The organism is Acidobacteriota bacterium (assembly GCA_035471785.1).
GTDB lineage: Bacteria > Acidobacteriota > UBA6911 > RPQK01 > DATIPO01 > JANQFM01.
Genome location: DATIPQ010000113.1, coordinates 1 through 22,166, shown reverse-complemented (window position 1 = coordinate 22,166; position 22,166 = coordinate 1). Strand labels below are relative to the sequence as shown.

Sequence of the window (22,166 nt, the reverse complement as noted above, 5' to 3'; positions counted from 1 at the left end):
GAGGGCTAACGCCCAACTCACAAGCGGGGTCCGCGAAAAGCGTCCGCCGGCTTGAGCCGAAATCCACAAAAGTCTATATTTGCCCTATGAGCCGAGAGTTGCGATCCCACGAAGGTTGGTTTGTCCTCCATCTTTTCTACAGCATCGACCGCATGATGTGGAGCGAGTTGCTGGAGGAGTCCGAGAAAGAGGCGGCCGTAAGCCGATTTGAAGAGGTGCTGGAGGAGTTCCGCCGCTCCTCCGACTGCCAGGCCCACGCCTATTCGGTTTGGGGACACAAGGCCGATGTGGGCGTGATGCTGGTCGATCCCGACCTGCAGCACCTCAACCGGGTCGAGAATCAGCTCCTGTCGGCTCTGCCGCCGGGCATGCTGCTTCCCGTCTATTCCTTCACCTCCATGAGCGAAATCTCCGAGTACGTGTCCAGCGACAAGGACTACGGCAAGCACCTGCGCGAGAAGGAGGGGCTGGAGCCGGATTCGCCCGAGTACAAGGAGAAGATGGAGGCTTATAAGGCCCGCATGAAGGCCTACACCGACGAGCGTCTTTATCCCCGGCTTCCTCCTCACCGGGTGATGAGCTTCTATCCCATGAACAAGCGCCGCGAGCCTGAGCAGAACTGGTACTCGCTGGACTTCGACCGCCGCAAGCAACTGATGGGCGGCCACATGGTGACGGGACGCAAGTATGCCGGCAAGGTCAAGCAGTTGGTGACCGGCTCGGTGGGCCTGGACGAGTGGGAATGGGGCGTCACGCTCTTTGCCGACGATCCCGTCTATTTCAAGCAGATCGTCTACGAGATGCGCTACGACGAAGTCAGCGCCGTCTACGCCGAATTCGGCGACTTCATCGTGGGGCTGGAAATGAGCGTCCCCGAGCTCTTCAGCCATCTGGGGCTGATCAAAGCCGCCGAAGCCGTCTCGACGCCTTAGCTTAGCCGAAGCTTAGCCGGGCTGCCGGCTAAGCTAACCCTCCGTAGCTTCAGCGAGGGTCACGCCTCTTCCCCATTCCCTGGGTGCTGATTCAGCACCCGAAAATCAGCCCCCGTGGGCTCCTGAAACACCCTCAGCCCGAACTCGGGAATCACGGCCAGAATGTGATCGAAGATGTCGGCCTGGATGTTCTCGTAGTTGGCCCAGGCTTGGTCGTTGCTGAAGCAGTAGATCTCGACGGGCAGTCCCTGGGCGGTGGGCGCCAGGTGGCGCACCAGCATGGTCATGCCTTCATGCACGTAGGGATTGCGCTTGAGGAATTCGCCCAGATAGGCGCGGAAAGTGCCCAGGTTGGTCATGCGGCGTCCGTTGACCTTGATCGAGGTGTCGATGCCGTATTTCTCGTTGTGCTTCTTCAGTTCTTCGCTCTTGCTTGCCAGGTATTCTCTCAAGGCGTCGATTTTCTTCAGCCGTTCCACCATTTCGTCATCGCAAAAGGTCACCGAGTTCATGTCGATGTTGATGGAGCGCTTGATGCGCCGGCCTCCTGATTCCTGCATTCCCCGCCAGTTGGTGAAGGCGTCCGAGATGAGGGCGTAGGTGGGAATGGTGGTGTAGGTCTTGTCCCAGTTCTGCACCTTGACGGTGTGAATGGTGATGTCGACCACGTCTCCGTCGGCGTCGTACTTGGGCATGGAGATCCAGTCGCCCTTGCGCACCATGTCGTTGTTGGTGAGCCAGATGCTGGCCACGAATCCCAGGATGGTGTCGCGGAAGACCAGCAGGAGCACCGCGGTGAGTCCGCCGAGGAGGCTGAAGAGCCCCAGAACGGGCTGGTTGAAGAGGGTGGCCATCACCAGGATGGCCGCCACCAGGAAGAGGCCGATCTTGATGGCCTGGAGGTAGCCCTTGATGGGACGTTTGCGGGCCATGTCCTGGCGGCTGTAGACGTCGTTGACGGCATCCAGAAAGCGCGCCGCCACGAAGAAGCCGACCAGCATCATGTAGGCCAGGACTACTCTCTCGACCACTCTGAGCAGCCCTTCCGACTCGGGAAACAGGCTATGGAAGCCCCAGTAGAGGACCGCGGCCGGCGCCAGGTGGGAGAGGACGACGAAAACCTTGCGGTCCACCAGCACGTCATCCCAGTCGGTACTGGTGCGCAGGATAAGCCGATGAACGGCCACCAGGATGATGCCCTTGGCTATGCGGTCGGCGATGAAGGCCACCAGCAGAATGGCTGCCGTGGCCGTGCCGATTGCGATGTATTCAGCCGACCGAGCATCGACTCCTTGCTCCATGATCCACTGCACTAAGCTCTCAACCATGCCGCGCAGTGTATCGAAGCGTCCCTTCTTCGCCAAGGCTACGGAGGGCAGGCCCTCCTTCGCCAAGGTGTTTCGGGGGCTGGTGCTACGCGTCAAGGGTGTTGAGCCAGGGCGTTTTTTTGTCCCACCCATAGAAGCGTGGATAGGCGGGTTTCGACGAGCAGGCAGCGTGTCGAAAGTCAAGTGTTTTTCTTTGGAAACCTCCGAGCTGGCGACGGAAGACGTCTGAAGAGCGAATGGCGAAGATCAAGATCCCCGAAGGGGAGGAATTCGCCTAGCCCAGGGTAAAGCCCGCTGCGAGCGGAGCGCGGCAAGGGCGTCACCCTGGGTCTGCTTGGCAAGAGGCCCGAACGCTGAAAGCGTGGAATAACGCGACAGGATGGCTAAAACTTTTGACGCACTATGCTACCAGGATGCAATGGAAGGCCGGCACAGTTCGATGATGTCGGATAGGGTGCCGTTGGCGGTGGCCTGGAGGCCGTTGCCGCGGCCTTGCAGCAAGAGGGGAGAGTCGGGGTAGTGGCGGGTGTGGAACTCGATCAGGTTGTCGTTTCCCCGCAGTCGCGCCAGAGGACTGTCGAGCGGCACCGCGCTGAGTCCGGCGCGGACTTCGCCGGGGGTTACGGAGAGCATGTAGCGAAGCGTGTGGCCGTTTTTTAGCGCCTCCTGGGAGCGGCGGGCGTAGTCGCTGTCCAGAGGCTGCAGAGCGTCGAGGAACTCGTCTATCGAGAGGGTGTCGAGGTGGGCCGGGTAGAGGCTTTCCACCTGGACGTCTTCCAGGTCGAGGGCGAGTCCCATGCCGCGGGCCAGGATGAGGGCTTTGCGGGCCACGTCGCGTCCGCCCAGGTCGTCGCGCGGATCGGGCTCGGTGGCGCCCTGGCGATGAGCTTCCTGAACCAGGCGGCTGAAAGGACGGCCTTGTTGCAGGCCCGTCATCAGGCGTCCCAGGGTACCGCTGGTGGCGCCTTGGATGCGCTCGATGCGGTCGTTGCCGGCTCTCAGCCGGTTGAGGGTGGCGATGACGGGGACGCCTGATGCCACCGTCGATTCCCAGCGGCTGCGTCCGCCGGGGGGAGTGAGGCGGCGGTAGAGATCGAGCGGACCGGTGAGGGGCTTTTTGTTGGCCAGAACCACGCCGGCGCCTCTTTCCAAAGCTTCAGCCAGCGCCGGACCGGTGTCCTCGCCGGCGGTGCAGTCGACGGCGATCAGGTCGGGGGCGGCCAGCCCCCGCAGCAGCTCCAGCGGATCATCCTTTCTGCCGCCCTTCAAGTCGGCCAGAGACCGGCCCTGCCGCTTTGATTCGATGGCCTTCTCGAGCGCCGCGTCCGAGGGTGCGGCGAGCGTGCCGCTGGAATCGCAGATCGCCGCCATTTCGAGGCGCAAGCCGAGGTGCTGCAGGTGAAAGGAGCGGCTCTCCAGGACCTGCTCCATGAGGGTCCGTCCCACTCCGCCGAGTCCCAGCAACTGCAGACGCATGGTCTTCATGGCAAACCTGCGCCGCTCACTGGTTCCCGCTGCTGCCGATGGGGCTGCCGGGGGGCGGGGAGAGGGCGTCGGGCTGGGAGGCGGCCGGCGCCGGACGGTCCAGGAAGCGCTGGATGCGCTGGGAGGCATAGTCGAAGTGGGCTGCCCGGCGTCCGGAGGCGCTCAGGGCCAACTCCTCCAGCCCCGACTTCCACTCCTTCAGCTTGGCCGTGGCGGCCGCCGTCACCGAGGGCGCCGCCCGGCTGTGGGAGGCCAGTTGGATGGCGTGGTCGACGGCGGCCTGCTCGACCTCCTGCTTGATCAGCGCCTGCCAGGGATCGGAAGGCGTCTGGGCTTGCCAGGTGGCGGCGAAGACGGCGTCCAGGACTTCCCCCAGGTCGGGATGTTGGGGGTCGATGGCGTGTGAGGACTCGAGACGCGCGGCGCGCTGATGCTGCAGCAGTCCTGAGAGGGTCATGTCGGCGGCGATGCGTGCGGCGCCCACGGGGTCGAAGAGCCGTCCGCTGCGGCCGTCGAATCGTTCGCGGGCGTCGAAGTACCCCAGCGGAAGCGGCGGCAGATGCTGCAGCAGCGAGGGATCGATGGCCAGATGCGAGGGTTGCAGCGTTTCCAGCAGGGCCTGCAGGGCCTTTCTCTGCCTGTCGGGCGGCACCCAACTGAGTCCCGGCTGCCCGTCTCCCTTGAGAGCGTAGGTGTAGTAGGCGCCTCCCAGCACCTTGGCGGTGGCCTCGACCTGATAGCGGTGGTAGAGGTAAACCGGCACCAGGGTGTCCTGAAGCAGGGCCAGCGGTTCTCCCTCGGCCAGGTTGCCGGGTCCGAAGGCGTCGAGGGCGATGCGGCGGACGCGCATTATGTGATCGAGCTCCTCCACCGGGTCGCTGCCGTTGTCCCAGAGGTTGGCCAGCGGGTGGGCGGCTGAAGGCGGACGGGCGTCGGCGTCGCTGATGAAGAGATAACGGTTTCCTACGGCTTCTTGAATGATGGCCTCCAGCTCGGCCTCTTCATCGGCCTCCTCGGGGAAGTGGCTGTAGGCATAACGGACGGCCACCTTGTCCCACTCGCCGATGCCTACTGCGTAGGCCTGGGAAAAGTCGAGCGAGCCGTCGTCGCGCACATTGATCAAAGGGGCGGGATAGTCCATCACCGAGGCCCGTCCGGCATAGGTGCTGGCGGCGAAGTTGTGGGCGAATCCGAGGGTGTGACCCACCTCGTGGGCCGAAAGCTGGCGGATGCGGGCCAGGGCCACGTCCACCGGCTCTGCATCTTCGTCCAGTTGGGCCAAAAACTCGAGGGAGGGGAAGAGGCCCGCCCGGCAGTGCGGATCGAGCGTGCTGGCCGAGGCCGTCTCGGGACGCAGGCCCTCCATGATGAGGCGGTCCTGCCGTACCCGCAGCGAACCCAGCGTCACGTGGCCCTTGAGAATCTCGCCCGTGCGCGGATCGCTGACCGAACTCCCGTAGGACCATCCGCGGGTGGAGCGGTGGACCCATTGGATGACGTTGTAGCGGACGTCCATGGGATCGGCGTCCTCGGGCAGGATCTTCACCTGGAAGGCGTTACGGTAGCCGGCCGCCTGGAAGGCCTGGTTCCACCAACTGGCGCCCTCCACCAGGGCCTGACGGATGGCCGGAGGAGCACCGGGATCGACGTAGTAGACGATCGGCTCGACAGGTTCTGAACTCACGGACCCCGGGTTCTTCTTGTGCAGGCGGTGACGCAAGGCCCAGCGCTTTTCCAGCGGTGCGTCCAGGGGTGCCGCGTAGTCGGCCAGGGTGGTGGAAATGGTTGCCGCCCGCGGATCGTGGCGGCGGGGCCGGTAGCCGTCGTCGGGCAGGCGGATGAAAGAGTAGTGCTGGTGCAGCGAAACCGCCTCGGGAGTGGGCGTGACTTCAGACACCAGGCGTCCCGGGTCGCCGTCGGTCGAGAAGGTCAGCAAGACGTCGAACTCGCTGTTGTCGGGAAAGTTCTTGGTGCGGGCCCGGTTGAGGGCGCTGCGCGACTCGTCGAGGCGGTAGTTGCCCTGGCGCGATTGGCGCAGGCGTCCTGTCACGTCGTGGGCGTCGCGCAGCAGGAAGGGCGTCAGGTCGACCAGCAGGCGGCCGTCGCTTTCCGCCGCCGCCGTGGCGCCCCACAGCACCGAGGTGGCGAAGGATTGCTCCACGGCCCTCTGCTCGGCCTGGTTCTGGGTCACGGCCCGGTAGCGCAAGTTAGGCTGGATCAGCAGTATCTTGGGTCCCATGCGCTGAAAGCGAACGACTTTTTCGCCTCCCAGTTGACCGCGGTCCAATCCCACCGGATTCGACCCCAGCCCGGAACTCAGCGACTCGACATAGAGGAACTCGCTCCCCATCTGCTGGGGACCGATTTCCATCCACGCCTTGCCCTGGTCTTCGTCCCAGTAGACGGTGAAGAATCCCTCCATCTTCTCCATCCCCTCGGTCTTAGAGGCGATGGAGGGCTTGGAGGCCGAGTCTTGAGCCTGCAGCGCGGGCGCCTGAACTGCCCACGCCATCAACCACAAGCTGCTCAACCATGCTGAATAGACGATCCGGTAGGCCATCGTTTCTTTCCTCCTGTCTTTCGGAGGTTGAGTATAGACGCTGAGTCCTGCCGACGAAAATGCAGCGCTGCCGATTCGCTTTCCGGGAGCAGTGAACTTTTCTTTGCAGCCTCACGTAATGCTTGCTGACAGAGACCGGCGCGGCGGCGAAGTAGGGGCGAGGGCGGTTGCAGAAAGCCGATGGCCCCCACCAACCGTTTGCCCTCATGAGCCGTCTAACGTCTCCGGAACCCTGTCTATGAGGAGGAGAAATCCATTATGAGCGAGCGACCCCTATTGTTTCTGAGCAGCGTCACCAAGGTGTTTTACACCGACGAAGTTGAAACCCACGCCCTCTCGGGCATCCACCTTGAAATCAAGCAAGGCGAGTTCGTGGCCGTGACCGGCCCTTCGGGATGTGGGAAGTCCACCTTGCTGTCCATTCTGGGACTTCTGGATTCGCCCACCGAAGGAGAGTACTGGCTCAACCAGACCGAAGTTCAAGACCTGAGCCTCTCCGACCGGGCCCGCATCCGCAACCGCGAAGTCGGGTTTATTTTTCAGAACTTCAACCTGATCGGGGACCTGACGGTTTATGAAAACGTCGAACTCCCCCTGACCTACAGGCGCATGCCTTCATCAGAGCGCAAGGTCGCGGTGGAGACGGCTCTGCAGCGGGTGGGAATGGCTCATCGCCAAAAGCACTATCCCTCCCAGCTCTCGGGCGGACAGCAGCAGCGCGTGGCCGTGGCTCGCGCTCTCGTGGGACGGCCCTCCATCCTGCTGGCTGACGAGCCCACTGGAAACCTCGATTCCAGAAACGGCGCCGCCGTGATGGAACTGCTGGGCGAGCTGCACGAAGAGGGCGCCACCATCTGCATGGTGACCCACGATCCCCGTTACGCCGACTACGCACAGCGGAACATTCACCTCTTCGACGGCAAAGTGGCCGAAGAGGCCGAGCAGGTCGCTTAGCGGCCGCCTTTCAAGAAGCAGGTTGTCGGCCGGCGGGTGGGAGGCCGTTCGGAGAAAGAGAAGGGGAGAGATGGAAAAGTTGCTGCAAGACGTTCGTTTCGCTTTTAGGGTGCTGGCCAAGCGTCCCGGATTCACAGCCGTCGCCGTGTTGTGTTTGGCTTTGGGCATCGGCGCCAACAGCGCCATCTTCAGCCTCATCAACACCTTCTTTTTCAGGCCCCTGCCGGTTGAAGAGCCGCACCGCCTGGTGAAGATGTACACCAGCCTCTCCAAGGACTTCCCCTACGCTTCCTATTCCTATCCCGACTACCGCGACTACAATGCCGAAAGCGAGATCTTCAAGGGCGTGGCGGCTCATCGCACGCTTCCTCTCAGCGTAACGCTGCAAGGTGAGCCCGAGTTGCGTGTGGGCGAGCTGGTCTCGGGCAATTACTTTCAGGTCTTGGGAGTGCGTCCTCACAAAGGACGCTTTTACCTGCCTGAGGAGACCGTCACCCCCGGCACCCATCCGGTGGCGGTGATGGGCTACAGCATCTGGATGCAGAGGTTCGCCGGCGATGAGTCGGTGCTGGGGCAAAGCCTCATCATCAACGGCTCGCCCTACACGGTTGTGGGGATAGCGCCCAAGGGTTTCAAAGGGCTGTTCCTGGGCCTCGACCCCGATTTCTACATTCCGCTGATGATGATCGAGCAGGCTATGCCCGGAGGCAGCGGCTTGGAGGCGCGCGGATCGCGCTTCTTGCAGGTCACCGCCCGTCTCCAGGACGGGATCAGCTTTTCCCAAGCCCAGGCGGCCGCCGCCGTAGTAGGACAGCGGCTGGCTCAGGAGTATCCCAACTCAAACCAAAACGCCACCCCCCTGCTGCTCCCTCAGAGCGAAGCCAACCTGCCTCCTCAGTTTCGCGGAGCCGCCAAGGCCTTCTCGGCCCTCTTGCTGGGAGTGGTGGCAGTGGTGCTGCTGATCGCCTGCGCCAACGTGGCCAATCTGCTCATGGCCCGGGCCGCTGCCCGCCGCCGCGAGATCAGCGTGCGTCTGGCCATGGGTGCGGGACGCATGCGGCTGGTCCGCCAATTGCTCACCGAGAGCATGCTGTTGGCCGTGGGCGGCGGAGCAGCGGGCATCGGCTTGGCCTGGATCTCGGGACGGTTGCTCTCTTCGGTGCAGCCGCCCTTGCAGATTCCCGTGTCCTTCCAGTTTCCCCTCGACTGGAGGGTGGTGGCCTTCACCGTGGCCGCGGCCGCTGTGACCGGATTCGTCTTCGGACTCTTCCCGGCCCTGCAGGCCTCCCGTCCCGACATGGTGCCCGCCCTCAAGGGCGAGGAACTTGGGGCCCGCGGACGGCGCTGGAGCCTGGGCAAGGTGCTGGTGGCCGGCCAGGTGGCCTTGTCTCTGGTGCTGATGGTTTCGGCCGGGCTCTTTTTACGCTCCTTGAGCCATGCCGAGCAAATGTCGCCGGGATTCCGCACGCAAGGCATCCTGCTGGGTTCGCTCGATCCCAGCATGAACGGCTACAGTCAAGACGAGACGCGCAATTTCTACTCCACCCTCCTGCCCCGTCTTCGCGCCTTGCCCGAGGTCGCTCAGGCGGCGCTGGTCAACCGTCCTTCTTTCTCGGGCTTCGGAGGACAGCAATGGGGCGTTTCCGTGCCCGGTTATGAGCCTTCGCCGGACGAAAGCATGTCCATCGACTACAACGTCGTCACACCGGGCTACTTCGAGACTCTGGACATCGCACTGGTGCAGGGGCGCGATTTCGATTCCCGTGATCAAGCCGACTCCACACCCGTCATCATCATCGACGAAGCCTTCGCCGAGCGCTACCTGGGGGGACGCGATCCCATCGGGGCCGTGGTCAACACGGTGGGCGCCGAGCGCCGCATCATCGGCGTGGCCCGCAACGTCAAGCTGTCGAGTCTGGGCGAAGCCCCCAAGCCCCTTATGTACTTGGCCCAAAGCCAGTTCATGCAGAACGACATGACCGCCGTGCTGCGGGCCCGAGCCGGATCGGGGGCCGACCTGGCTCCCCGCCTGCGCGACCAGGTGCGCCGGATCGACCCCAACCTGCCTGTTTTTCAAGTGCGGGTGATGGAGGAACAGGTGGCCGTAGCCCTCTTCCCGGCCCGAGCAGGTGCCTGGCTGCTGGGGCTCTTCGCCGCTCTGGCCCTGAGCCTTTCCGCCATGGGACTCTACGGCGTGATGGCCTTCTGGGTCAGCCGCCGCCGCAAGGAATTCGGCATCCGCCTGGCCCTGGGCGCGGACCGCGGCGACTTGATTCGGTTGGTGCTGGGGCAGGGACTGCTGTTGGCCTTGGCCGGACTGGCGCTGGGGGCGCTGGCTTCGCTGGGCGCGGGCAGCCTCCTCTCGGGATTCCTCTTCGGGGTGGACTCTTTCGACTTCCCCACCTTTGCCGCGGTCAGCCTCATCCTGACCCTCACCGCAGCCTTGGCCTGCGCCTTTCCGGCCCTGAGAGCCATGCGGGTGAATCCCCTTCAAGCCCTTAAGTAAAGCTCCCGTCCGGCGCTTCATTTGAACATTTGCCCGACCCATGTCGTAAGCATTGGATGTGGGAGCGGTTTTCGAAGCGGGGTGCGGGACGAGCGCGTCTCTTGAAGAGGCGGGAGCATAAAAACTTGTACGAACCGTTAATCTTTCCCCTGCGGCTTCCGTTTTAAAGAGTGGAGAGCAGAGCAACGGAACTTCCGTTGTTTCGGATAGATCTAAAGGGCTGGAGAATACTTATGAGCACCCGGAAAAAAGTTTATGGACTTCTGCTGCTGGTAGTGGCCGTCGTCGCCTTGGGCGCGGGCGCAATGTACTTTTTGGCAGAAGTCGATGCCTCGGCGGCCGACCAGCAGCAAGCCGAGGCCGAGAAAGCCAAGGCTGAACAAGTCACTCCCGTGCAACTGGCTACGGTGAAGACCGATGCTATTTCTTCCTTTCTCAGCGCCACCGCCAACCTGAGGCCTTTGCGCGAGGTGGAAGTCGTCAACCGCGGTGACGGGTTGGTGAAGAGAGTATTGGTGCAGGAAGGCGCTTATGTGCGCGAGGGCGACCTGCTGGTCAAGCTCGACGACACCCAGCATCAAATCCGGCTTGAGACGGCCCAGAAGCAATTGGCCCAGGCCCGCCTTCAGATGGAAAAAGCGGCCATCCGCGAGGCCAAGGCCAAGACTCAGATCGAGAATTCTCAGGAAGAGTACGAGCGCTACAAGGCCCTCTACGACGAGCAACTGGTGAGCGAGCGCGAGGTCGCTCAGTTGCAATACAGAATCGAAGAGCTGGAGCATGATATCCGCATCTCGACCACCGACATCAGGGAATTCGAGAGTCGGGTGGCGGAGCTGCAATCCGAGATCAATCAAGCCAAGCTCGAGATCGAGCGCACCGAAGTCAGGGCCCCTTTCAGCGGACGGGTCATCGAGCGCATGGTCGAGCCCGGACAGACGAAGAGCGCCTTGCAGCCGCTCTTCAGGCTGGCTGACCTGACGCCGCTCTACGCCGACGTCTTCTTGTCGGAGCGGGAGGCCATGCAGGTCGAGCCCAGCCAGCCCGCTAGCGTGGTGCTGGGCGCCCGCGAGGAGGTCAAGGTGCAGGGGCGCGTCAACCGCATCGCGCCCATCGTCGACCAGTCCACTGGCACGGTCAAGGTGACTGTGGAGGTGCCGGCCGCTTCTGATCTCTTCAAGCCCGGAGCCTTCGTCCGCATCGACATCAAGACCGACACCCGCCAGCAGGCTCTGCTGATTCCCAAACGCGCCGTTTTGGAAGAGGACGGGCAAGAGTACATCTTCCTGGTGGAAGGCGACCTGGCACGCCGTCAAAACGTCGAAACCGGTTACAGCTCAAATGGCTGGGTGCAGATCGTGAGCGGCGTGAGCGAGGGACAGAAGGTGGTTACGGCTGGCCAGGGCGCCCTTAAGGAAGGCTCCAAGGTCAAGGTGATCGAGGGCTGACTTCGCCGCCTTTCTCTCCCCTTAAAAGCATCAATCGTGCGGATCAGGCGTCCTCAGGCGCTTTCCGCCCCCTTCTGTTCGAGCCGAGAACATGAAAGCAATCCAGAATTCCATAAAGCGCCCGGTCACCGTTTCTATGTTCGTGGTGGCGGTGATCCTTTTCGGGATGGTTTCCCTGGACCGGTTGGCGCTGAACCTGTTGCCCGACATTTCCTACCCTTCCCTGACCATCCAGACCGATTATCCTGATGCTGCTCCGGAAGAGGTGGAATCGCTGATCACCCGGCCCGTCGAAGAGGCGGTAGGCGTTGTGCCGGGGCTGACCCGAATCAGCTCCACCTCGCGTTCGGGACAGTCCGAAGTCATCCTCGAGTTCACGTGGGATACGCGCATGGACCTGGCGGCCCTGGACGTACGCGAGAAGCTCGACTTCGTAACGTTGCCCCGAGACGCCGAGAAATCCGTTATCCTCCGCTTCGACCCCTCTTTCGATCCCATTCAGCGCGTCCGCCTTTACGGCGACCTCAGCCTCAGCCGTCTGCGCTACGCCGCCGAGAAGGAGCTGCAGAAAGACCTCGAGTCCACCGAGGGAGTGGCGGCGGTCAAGGTGATCGGCGGACTGGAAGAGCAGATCCGCATCGAGATCGACGAAGGCCGGCTGGCCGAACTGGGAATTCCCATCACCGAGGTCACCGCCGTCCTGGCTCAGGAGAACCTCAATCAGGCCACCGGCAGCCTCTACGACCGCGACGCCAATTACCTGGTGCGCATGCTCAACCAGTTCCGCTCGGTGGAGGAGATCCGCAACATCATCGTGCGCAGCACCAGCGGCCGCCGCGTCTTGCTGAGCGACGTGGCCCGGGTTTGGAGAGGTACCAAGGAGCGCGACGTCATCGCCCGCCTCAACGGCAAGGAAAGCGTGGAACTGGCCATCTACAAGGAGGGAGACGCCAATACCGTCACCGTGGCGCGGGCGGTGGAACGCAAGCTCAAAGCCCTCCAAGAAGGCGGACTCTTCCCCAAGGGCGTTGACTACGAGGTGGTCTTCAACCAGGCCGACTTCATCGAAAGCGCCGTCGACAATGTTCTTTCGGCGGCCATCCTGGGCGGGCTGCTGGCTACTCTGGTGCTCTTTCTCTTCTTGCGCGACCTGCGCAGCACCATCACCATCGGCTTCTCCATTCCCATTTCCATCATGGCCACCTTCGCCTTGATGTATCAGACCGACATCACTCTCAACATCATGTCCCTGGGAGGGGTCGCCCTGGGCGTGGGGATGCTGGTCGACAACTCCATCGTGGTGCTGGAAGCCGTCGACCGCTACCGCAAGTCGGGCATGCGCCTTGCCGAAGCCGTCTACCGCGGAACCAGCGAGGTGGGCAAGGCGGTGATCGCCTCCACCCTGACCACAGTGGCGGTGTTTCTCCCCCTGGTGTTCGTGGAGGGAATCGCCGGACAGCTCTTCAGAGATCAGGCCCTGACCATCACCTATTCGCTGCTGGCCTCTCTGCTGGTGGCCTTGACGGTGATTCCCATGTTTCTAGCCTTGCGCCTCAAGAGCCCCCAGGATCTGGAATCGCGGCCTTCCGAAGCCGGATCAGAGCCGGCCAAGCGTCCCGGATGGCTGCGCCGAGTGCTGTATTTCCTCATCGTCACGGTCAGCGGAGTCCTGCTGGCCGACGCGCGCCGCGTCATCAGGGCTGTGGGGCGTTTGCTGCGGCGCCTTCTGGACCCCCTTCTCAACCTCTTCCACCGCGGATTCGAGGGGCTGTCTCAGCGCTACCCGAGGCTGCTCACCTTTTCGCTCAACAACAAGGGACTGGTCTTGACCTGCACCCTGGCCTTGCTCCTGGTGGCCGCCGTCCTCTCGCTGCAACTGGGAGCCGAGTTGATTCCTCCCCTGACCCAGGGCGAGTTCTCTTTTCAGGTGGAGTTGCCCAAGGGGAGTCCCTTGCATCAGACCGACCGGGTGCTGAAGGGCCTGGAGGAGAAGGTCGCCGAGTATCCCGAAGTGGAGGTGGTCTACTCCAGCGTGGGCGGCAGCAACGAGAATCAGTTCGCCCAGCAGACCGAGGAAGAGAACATGGGTCAGCTTTACGTGGCCCTCAAAGACCGTCGCGACAAGCAGGTGGAGCGTTCGGTGATCGAGCGCATCCGCCAGGAACTGGGAGGCTACGCCGAAGTGGCCTACACTTTTCGCAGGCCCACGCTCTTCAGCTTCAAGACCCCCATCGAGGTCGAGGTCTACGGATACGATCTGGATTCGTTGCGCCGGTCGGCCAACCTGATCGCCGGCGAGATGCAAAACATCTCGGGACTGTCTGACATCGCCACCAGCACCGAACTGGGCAATCCCGAGGTGCACATCCGCTTCGACCGCGAGAAGCTGGCCCGTCTGGGGCTGGATGAAGGCCAGGTGGTCAGCATCTTGCGCAACAAGATCCGAGGGGACGTGGCCACCCGCTACCGGGAAGAAGACAAGCAGATCGACATTCTGGTGCAGGTCGAGGAGGGCTCCCGCCAAACAGTGGCCGATTTGCGCGATCTGACGGTCAACGTCTCGGCGCGTCCTGCCAACGTTGCGGGAGGCATGAGCTCGACGGCCACGCCTGATCGTGGAGAGACGGGAATGATCCCCATCCGGCTGGGTTCGGTGGCCGAGATCGATATCAGCCGCGGACCCTCCGAGATCCGCCGCATCCGCAATCAGCGGGCCGCCGTCATCGCCGCCAACCTGACCGGACGCGACCTGAGCAGCGTCTCCAACGAGATCACCGAACGCATCGATCAGGTGCGCGGCCAACTCCCTACCAACGTCACGGTGGCGCTGGGCGGACAGAACGAAGAATTGCAGGCCTCTTACAACAGCCTCCTCTTCGCGCTCGGACTGGCCATATTCCTGGTCTACCTGGTGATGGCTTCCCAGTTCGAGTCGCTGGTGCACCCCTTCATCATCATGTTCTCGGTGCCGCTGGGCCTGATCGGAGTGGTGCTGGCCTTGTGGGCCACGGGCATCAACCTGTCGGTGATGGTCTTTCTGGGCGTCATCATACTGGCCGGAATCGTGGTCAACAACGCCATCGTCCTCATCGACTACACCAACCAGCTTCGGGCCGAGGGGCTCAACAAACGGGAAGCTCTGCTGCAGGCTGGACAAGTGCGCCTGCGCCCCATCGTGATGACCACCATGACGACCGTGCTGGGTCTGTTTCCCATGGCGCTGGGATGGGGCGAGGGAGCGGAAGTGAGAGGGCCGATGGCCATCACCGTGATGGGCGGCCTGCTCTTTTCCACGCTGCTTACGCTGATTTTCATTCCCGTCATCTATGAACTTATAGACCGCAAGGTCTATCAGGCGGACGCGGCGGCGGCTCCTTCCGACGACGCCGGCGAGGCCGGTCTGAGCCCCGACGGTCTGCAGCCCGCCCGTTGAAGCGGGCCGGCTCTGAAGGCTATGGAAGAGAAATGAGCATGTCGAAGTTCTCCAGCAAAGACGAAAACAAGGAAGGCCGGACGGGCACCTGGATCTCCAGTTTCTCGATCCGCTTTCCGGTTACGGTGTGCATGCTGCTCATCTCCTTTTTGGTGCTGGGCGCGGTCTCGGTGAGCAAGATCCCGCTGGTTCTGCTGCCTTCCATCAACGCGCCCTTCATCGTGGTGGTGGCGCCTTATCCCAACGCCACGCCCGAACAGGTGCAGGAAGAGATCACGCGTCCTCTGGAAGAGGTTCTCGCGACCATCCCCAACGTCCGGCGCATCACCTCGCGTTCCAGCGCCGACAACGCGCAAATCGCCTTGGAGTTCACCCTGGGGCAGGACATCGACGTGATGCGGGCCGAGGTTCGGGAAAAGGTCGATCAGATCAGGGGCGAGCTGCCTGAAGACCTGCGCGACGTATTCGTTCAGAACTTCAACACCGACGACATTCCCATCATCGAGGGACGCATCGCTTCGGGCCGTGATCTGCGCGGTCAGTACGAACTGCTGGACGTCAAGATCAAGCGGCCCCTGGAACGCATTCCAGGAGTCGGCGACGTCAGCATCGACGGGGTGGCGCGCCAGCGTATCGACATCGACTTGCGCCTGGACGACGTCAAGAAGTACGGCGTCGACATCGGAGCGCTCTTCGACAAGCTCGACGGCACCAATTTCAACGTTTCTCTGGGGCGCATCGAAGATGCCGGCGTCCGCTACGGGGTCATCACCGACGGCAGCGTCGGTTCTCTGGAGGAATTGCGCCGCTTTCCCGTCAACGAGCGCGGACTGCTGCTGGAAGACATCGCCGAAATCGACTTGATCAACCCCGAGTCGGCCTACGGGCGTCACCTCAACGGCGAATTCGCCATCGGTCTGGCCATCCGCAAGGCCTCCGACGCCAATACGGTGGAAACGGTGGCCCGCATCCAGGAAGCCATCAAAGAGATCAACGAAGATCCGGCCCTGCAGGGTATCGAGGTGCTGGTGTGGCATGACGCCGGGGCCGAGATCACCGAATCCCTGCACGGACTGCTCAACGCCGGGACGGTGGGAGCGGTGCTGGCCATTATCGTGCTCTTTCTCTTTCTGCGCAAGCTGGGCGCCACCCTGGCCATCGGCCTCAGCATCCCCTTCTCGATCCTCTCCGCCGTGGGCTTCCTCTATCTCTTGGGCAACAGCCTCAACGTGCTCTCCATGATGGGTTTGATGCTCTCGACCGGGATGCTGGTCGACAACGCCGTGGTGGTGCTGGAATCCATCTACAGCAACCTGGAAAAGGGCATGCACCGCGTCCAGGCCTCGATTACGGGTACTCAGGGGGTGGTGCGTGCGGTGGTGGCCTCGACCCTGACGTCCATCATCATCTTCGTGCCTCTGGTCTTCGGACGCGAGACCATTTTCACCCTTTTCCTGAGCCATGCCGGCATCGCCATCATGATCACCCTCTTGTGCTCGCTCTTCGTCTCGCTGACCTTGATCCCCATGGGACTGGCGCGCTTCTTCCGCCTGCGCCTCAGCTCAGAGGCGGAATCGGCGCGCAAGGGTGCTGGAAAGACCTGGGTCGACAAGATCCGCGACCGCTACGCCAAGCTGCTGGATTGGACGCTGCGTCATCCGGTCTGGACCGTGAGCGCCATCATTGTCATTCTGCTGGCCACCTTCTATCCCGCCTCCCAGCTCAGGGACACCAGCATCGACGCCCAGGACATGCGGGACTTGATGGTGGAGTACGAGTTCAGCGAGAACTACCACTACCAGAAGATCGAGAGCGATTACGTGGAGCCGGTGGAACGCTTCCTGCTGGGCAACCGCGACAAGTTCGGCATCGAGAACGTTTACAGCTTCTACACCAACAATGCCGCCAACACCCGGATCTACTTCGACGAAGACAAGGTGGCTCAGGACGAGGTGGCCGACATCCGCAAGTCCATCTCGGAGGGCTTGCCGGTGATTCCGGGTGCCGACATCAGGCTGGGACAGCAAGAGGGAGCCGAGAACCGCCAGTTCTTGAGCGTCAGCGTCTACGGCGAGAATCCGCGGCGGCTGCGCGAGTTGGTGATGGAGGCCAAGCGCGGGCTGTCGCAAAAGGACGAATTCGCCGAGATCTACACCGGCGTCGACGAGGCCGAGCAGGAAGTGCAATTGGTGCTGGACCGGGTCAAGGCCCGCGAGTTCGGGATCTTTCCCGAGTCGGTGGCCGGCATCCTCAGCATTGTGATCCGGGGGCAGCAGCTTCGCAGCTTCCGCTCGGAACAGGGCGAGGTCGAGGTTTGGGTGAGTCTGCAGCCCACCGACCGCGAAGACCTTGACGATCTGCTCTCGATCGTGGTGGGCGGCGGGCCTGATGGTGAAGAGATCCGCCTGGCTCAGATCGCCGATCTCCAGATCGTCAAGACACCGGGTTCGATCCGCCGCGAAAACCGCCGCACCTTCACCAGCATGTTCATCAACTACACGGGAGGCGACACCGAGGAGGGCAAGTCGTCTATCCGCGAGACGTTTGAGTCCATCAGCTTCCCCGAGGGCTACTCCTGGAGCTTCGGATTCCAGACCATCGAGCAGGAGAATCAGGAAGCTGAGTTCTTCTTCAACCTTTTATTGGCCGTCTTTATGGTCTACCTGGTGATGGCTTCCCTCTTCGAGTCCTTCACTCACCCCCTCGCCATCATGATCTCGCTGTTGCTGGCATGGCCTGGAGTGGTGTGGTTCTTCTACCTGACGGGCACACCTTTCAACCTGATGGCCTTCCTTGGGTCATTGATCCTGATCGGCATCGTGGTCAACAACGGCATTGTTCTCATCGACCACGTCAACAACCGCCGCCGGGAGGGGCTGGCCCGCCGCGAGGCTATCATCGAGGGATGCTGCGAGCGCTTCCGCCCCATCCTCATGACCGCCGCCACCACCATCGTGGGAATGATTCCCCTGGCCCTGGGCACCACGGGCGTCTTCGGCCTCCGCTACTTCCCCATGGCCCGCACCGTGATCGGCGGCCTGGCCGCCTCAACCGTCCTGACCCTGATAGCCCTGCCCACGGTCTACCGCCTGCTCGACATATTGGCCCTGTGGCTTCGCGAGGCCTGGTTCAAGAGCCGAACCAAGCCCGCCCCCACCTCAACCACCGACCCTGCCCCAGCCACATAACACCCCATATCCAAGCCTGCAAGCCACAAGGAACTCAACCTCCAAGCGTCCGCGGGATTTTGCGGGTCCTGCTTTGGGATCAGGTGGCGCCGTGCCTGTAAGTTGTTTTTTTACAGTGGTTTATGGGCACAGACTGATCAGCGAGTGTAGATAGGTTCCCGCGCAGAATTTGCAGATTTCCCACCCGTTGACCGGACGCAAACCCGCTATTTCCGGACTTTCTGCCTCGGTGTTTTCTGATCTAAAAGCAGAAAACACCTGTCAGATAGGGTTCCGAGTGGGCGGGCGGGCGTACATATTGGTTACACTCGTCACGCCTTAGTTGCGATGCGGCAACCTGATCATTAGCGACTGATCCCCTTCGTCGACGTGTAGTGTCTTTATTGCCTCGGTTCCGAGGGAGGTGCCGACTGTGATCGAGAACTCTCCGCTGCCGACGCCCCGGAAGACAAACGAGCCATCCGCTGCAGAAACCGTTTCCCGGTCCAGGGCCCGGGCGAATGCGCGCGACTTTGGCAGCGGAATTGTCCTCGATTTTGAACTCAGGATGACCCGCAGTCCGGCGAGAGCGCGCTCCTGGGAATCCAACACTCGGCCCGACACGACCGCCCCTTCCGCTAGCGTGATCTCGATTGGCGCGGGAGCAATCGCCCGCGGTGCTTGCGCCCAACGCTTGACGAGTGTGATGACTGGCAGGAACCGTTCATGGAAGACCTCGACGGCAAAAGGATAGTCGGCGGAGGCAAGCGTGGAAAAAGAACCGTCTTCGTTGGTCAGCACTCCGCCGTAGGGAAGGCCGAAGGTCGCCCAGTTCAGTTGCTGGTCGTCGTAGACGATCCCCACTTCGGCGCTGTTTACAGGCACGCCATCCTGTGTACGGACGACGCCTTCAACAACGATGGGCGGCTTGAGTCTCATTGTCATCGTCGCTGGTTTGGCAGAGCGAACGATCCTGCGCGCTGCGAACGCATAACCCTCACTCTGAGCTAGCACCAGCATTCCCTTCGTGCGCACGGCCACCTCTATCTTCTCGGCTTCGAAAAAGCACCAGGGAACTCGGGTGCCACAGGTGCGCACGAGCGGTAGGAAAGCGGTCTGCGACGGGTCAGGCATTGGTGCCGCGGGGCCGCGAATCTCGATGAGCGACACTTTCGCATACCTCACCGGCACCTGAGTCTCAGCATCCACGACCTGAACGCTGATCGAGCCTGACACCTGAGCGAAAGCCGAGATCCCGAAGGCAAGTTGGACTAGGATTATGGTGACCCTAAAGCCCCAAGAACGGCTCGTGGTTTTCATTGGATCGACTCCGCATCATGCCTAGCAAAATGTCAGTCAGTTGCATAGACCGTAAAGATCCAGAAATCTTCCATTTCGGACATATATGGCCGCTTGTGCCGAGATGCCGCTGGAATTATCAGTGGCGCTCTTCCAGGGCGAAATCGAACTCTCGCAGCATTCTTCCGTAGCACACATCGCAGGGGCGCTCTGCGTTCCGAATTCCAATCGTCCAACCTGCGTATCTGGAGACGCCGGGTCGAGCTCGAACAGATCCATGAAATGATTCTCCACAGCAACCGCGCACAACTCCATTGACTTGCACCCGCCGTCGATTCCATTCGGGCAAGGTACGTCGAAGTCCAGGATGGCGACATTCGGGGACACACCCGCATGGATGTCCCAGCCACTAGGAGTACCTTCGTCCGAGAACTGCTGCGTGCAAGCCGCCGAATTGTAAAAGGGTCCTTTCGGTGCGTCGCAGCCTGTCGGAAACTTGGTAGTGTCTGAAGTGCAGCTATTCCACTGAAAAAAACCGCCGGAGAGTTTCCAGCCGTCAAACTGACGAGAATTGCGTTTCTCGCCGAGCGTCGACTCAACTCCCCAATTGCCGAACGGGGCACTGTGAATGCCGCCACACTCGGCGCTGAGATGATGGCCAGTGATGCGCCGGTCTTGATTGACCAACTGGACTTCGAAACGGCACACACCGCGCATACGGCTTTGCCCAAGTAACTGGTCCGACGCCATGAGAAGGGGGATAACTGCCAGACAGAAACTAGTAATGCAATTACTTTTCATCAATCCCAAAATCCGCTTTCTGCCATGTTCGAATATCTGTCCGCCGACCTATCTATCCGCGTAATCTGCCAAGTCTCTATAGTTGAAATGTTCTCCTCATGCAACCTTGATCTTATCATGATACTGCAATTGGATGGGTGTAAACCAGAGTCAAGTAGTGCAAATTTTAGATTGAGAAGTTTACCTGCAGAGTTAAGCACCCCTGCAGGATGACAATTGCAATGTCGCGGGGCGACCCTTGACTAGGCAGGGAATGCAGCGTCAATAAGTCAGCCTGTCGCGACCACACTCGCCCACACCTGAGGCCCTCTAAATCGTACCTTCGGGTTTCGCAAACGCCTGTGCCCGGACGTCTCATGCGAGCTGTCCCGACAAATTTGTCGTCGCCGAACGTATTTGGGCGAACCCAACCAAGATCCGTGGTACTGGCCTTCAGGAGCGGGGTGTGAAGGCGCGAAGGATGGCGTCAAGGACGCAGTCGAGATGGGTGCCAACGTCTTTTCTGTGTCATCTCCGCCGTCACGGTTGTCACCTGAAGCGCGAAGGGGTCTCGCATTCGTTGTGGACGAATCCCCAGACCGGTGAAGTCGAGGCTGTACCGCGACACCCCGAAATACCTAACCGGCTTGCCCCCCCCATAAGATCTGCCGCGGGCTTTCAGTTCCTGAACTCGGTAAATGAGTAATCCAGGCTTACGCATCCGTCGCATATCGTGATCTAACTTTGCGAGCGAACTGAAATCACTGCCTGTCCGACTGTAGATAGAATTGTAGCTGGTGAGTGCACCCAGGAACCACAGAGTTCGACAGACTTCAACACAGCGCCTCCCAAGTGGTTGAAAACAAAAGGCTTAATTCTCGCATATTTAGGCGAATTCCTACCTTCTGCTTTGGGATCAGGTGACGCCGTTCCTGTAAGTTGTTTGTTTACAATTGTTTATAAGCACAGGCGGAACCGAGCGTAGATAGGTTCCTGCGCAGAATTTGCGGATTCCCCACCCGTTGAATGGGCGCAAGCCCCCTATTCCTGGGCTTTCTGCCACAAGGTTTCTGACCTAAAAGCAGGACACACCCGCCTAGAGGATGGCGGCTGCGAATCGAGAACATGATCGAGTCGGCAGAAGCAATCCTGGGGTTTACCGACGGTTTGAACTTCGAGGATTTTCAGGCTGACAGGAAGACGGTAGATGCGGTTGTTCGAAACCTTCAAGTGATCGGAGAGGCCGCCCGCTACATGCCGTCCGAGGTACGATCCAAAAACAGCGATCTTCCGTGGATCGAGATGAGTGCGATGCGGAATATCCTCACCCATGAGTATTTCGGCGTCGATCTCTCCATCATCTGGCAGACCATTCGCACCGACCTCCCGACCCTGCTGCCTCGGCTTCGCTCGATGCTGTCCGGTAACTAATCAGGAATACTCCCTCTGGATGCACATCTACAGTGCGTTCCCAGGGCCGTGGAAAACCCAGTGTTCAAAGGGGTTTGACCGAGGTTACCTCCTAACTTGTAGTACAGATCCGCCTTGGAAACCAAGGTCCGTCGTAGTGACTCTCGAAGCAAGTCAGGAGCGGGAGGTGAGGGCGCGGAGGATGGCGTCCAGGACGCGGTCGAGGTGAGTGCCGACGTCTTCGGCGAGGAAACGCAGGACGAGGTAGCCCTCCTCTTGGAGCAGCATGTCCTTTTTGCGGTCACGGCGATAGGCCTCCACGTTGTCGAGGTGCTGGGCCCCGTCGAGTTCGACGGCCAAGCGGGCCTCTTGGCAGAGCAGGTCCACCTCCATTTGCCCCCTGCTGTCGAAGGGAATGGGTAAGTTGGCGTTGAGACGGAAGCGTCCTGATGTCTCTGGAAGGGATTCCAGGCGGCGGTAGAGGAAGGCTTCGGTGGCGCTGCGGGCGCGGGCGATTCCATCTCTCTTGGCTGAAACGGGCCTGGTCGCTTGGGCGAAGAGATCCGCTAACGGGGCGTCCACGCCGTCGCGAATCAGCCGCTGAACGCTGGCTGCGTATTGAGACTTCCATTGCGGATCGATGGGCAGGGGGACTTCCGTCGGCCAGCCGGCCACCGCGCTTCCCGGAAGCAGGATGCGGTAGCCGACCGCCTCGTATCCGCCGCAGCGGCGGTCGAACATCCGGCTAAGCATGGGGACATTGAGGTCGGCATAATCATACACTCGTACTTCGCGCTTGCCGTGGTGGAGGCGGTGGAGACGACCGACGTACTGGGCGATGGTCCCGCGCCAAGAAACCGGGAG

At 61.4% G+C, this 22,166-nt stretch carries 14 protein-coding genes; 8 read left to right on the top strand and 6 right to left on the bottom strand.

The annotated features are described in order from the left end of the window. Positions 1-98 precede the first annotated feature (98 nt). Positions 99-932, top strand: a complete 834-nt coding sequence (gene hemQ / locus VLU25_16835; protein ID HSR69599.1) for a hydrogen peroxide-dependent heme synthase — start codon at positions 99-101, stop codon at positions 930-932. A 59-nt stretch (positions 933-991) separates the two neighbouring features. Here hemQ and VLU25_16830 read toward each other — a convergent pair whose 3' ends face one another. The 3 genes from VLU25_16830 to VLU25_16820 all read right to left on the bottom strand — a co-directional run bounded on the left by VLU25_16830 (position 992) and on the right by VLU25_16820 (position 6,257). Continuing rightward, a complete protein-coding gene (locus VLU25_16830) occupies positions 992-2,260 on the bottom strand; it encodes a mechanosensitive ion channel domain-containing protein (GenBank protein HSR69598.1) in 1,269 nt (422 codons plus the stop codon). 405 nt (positions 2,261-2,665) lie between these two features. Then, positions 2,666-3,745 (bottom strand): homoserine dehydrogenase, encoded by a 1,080-nt coding sequence (locus VLU25_16825; GenBank protein ID HSR69597.1) that lies wholly within the window; start codon positions 3,743-3,745, stop codon positions 2,666-2,668. A gap of 16 nt (positions 3,746-3,761) precedes the next feature. Beyond that, positions 3,762-6,257: a zinc-dependent metalloprotease gene (locus VLU25_16820; protein HSR69596.1), complete on the bottom strand. Its 2,496-nt coding sequence runs from the start codon at positions 6,255-6,257 to the stop codon at positions 3,762-3,764. A 306-nt stretch (positions 6,258-6,563) separates the two neighbouring features. On the opposite strand from VLU25_16820, the gene VLU25_16815 reads away from it, so the two are divergent. The 5 genes from VLU25_16815 (at position 6,564) to VLU25_16795 (ending at position 17,834) form a co-directional block, all read left to right on the top strand. Continuing rightward, the gene (locus VLU25_16815; GenBank protein HSR69595.1) at positions 6,564-7,259 is read left to right on the top strand and encodes an ABC transporter ATP-binding protein; all 696 of its coding nucleotides are present in this window, start codon (positions 6,564-6,566) and stop codon (positions 7,257-7,259) included. Between the two features lie 70 nt (positions 7,260-7,329). After that, positions 7,330-9,765, top strand: a complete 2,436-nt coding sequence (locus VLU25_16810) for an ABC transporter permease (GenBank protein HSR69594.1) — start codon at positions 7,330-7,332, stop codon at positions 9,763-9,765. A 233-nt stretch (positions 9,766-9,998) separates the two neighbouring features. Next, complete coding sequence (locus VLU25_16805; GenBank protein HSR69593.1) at positions 9,999-11,213, top strand: efflux RND transporter periplasmic adaptor subunit; 1,215 nt, start codon at positions 9,999-10,001, stop codon at positions 11,211-11,213. A gap of 91 nt (positions 11,214-11,304) precedes the next feature. Continuing rightward, entirely contained in the window at positions 11,305-14,646 is a 3,342-nt protein-coding gene (locus VLU25_16800; protein ID HSR69592.1) for an efflux RND transporter permease subunit, read from the top strand. A gap of 38 nt (positions 14,647-14,684) precedes the next feature. Further along, positions 14,685-17,834, top strand: a complete 3,150-nt coding sequence (locus VLU25_16795; protein HSR69591.1) for an efflux RND transporter permease subunit — start codon at positions 14,685-14,687, stop codon at positions 17,832-17,834. Between the two features lie 318 nt (positions 17,835-18,152). Here the strand turns inward: VLU25_16795 and VLU25_16790 are convergent, their stop codons facing one another. Continuing rightward, positions 18,153-19,133: a carboxypeptidase-like regulatory domain-containing protein gene (locus tag VLU25_16790; GenBank protein ID HSR69590.1), complete on the bottom strand. Its 981-nt coding sequence runs from the start codon at positions 19,131-19,133 to the stop codon at positions 18,153-18,155. 36 nt (positions 19,134-19,169) lie between these two features. Next, a complete protein-coding gene (locus VLU25_16785) occupies positions 19,170-19,913 on the bottom strand; it encodes a hypothetical protein (GenBank protein ID HSR69589.1) in 744 nt (247 codons plus the stop codon). 460 nt (positions 19,914-20,373) lie between these two features. Between VLU25_16785 and VLU25_16780 the strand changes: the two genes are divergently transcribed. Both VLU25_16780 and VLU25_16775 read left to right on the top strand, forming a co-directional pair. Further along, complete coding sequence (locus VLU25_16780) at positions 20,374-20,598, top strand: type II toxin-antitoxin system HicA family toxin (protein ID HSR69588.1); 225 nt, start codon at positions 20,374-20,376, stop codon at positions 20,596-20,598. A 419-nt stretch (positions 20,599-21,017) separates the two neighbouring features. Continuing rightward, complete coding sequence (locus tag VLU25_16775) at positions 21,018-21,323, top strand: DUF86 domain-containing protein (GenBank protein ID HSR69587.1); 306 nt, start codon at positions 21,018-21,020, stop codon at positions 21,321-21,323. Positions 21,324-21,476: 153 nt separating this feature from the next. Here VLU25_16775 and VLU25_16770 read toward each other — a convergent pair. Further along, positions 21,477-22,166: DUF559 domain-containing protein (locus VLU25_16770; GenBank protein ID HSR69586.1), on the bottom strand; the 690-nt coding region annotated here is incomplete at its 5' end.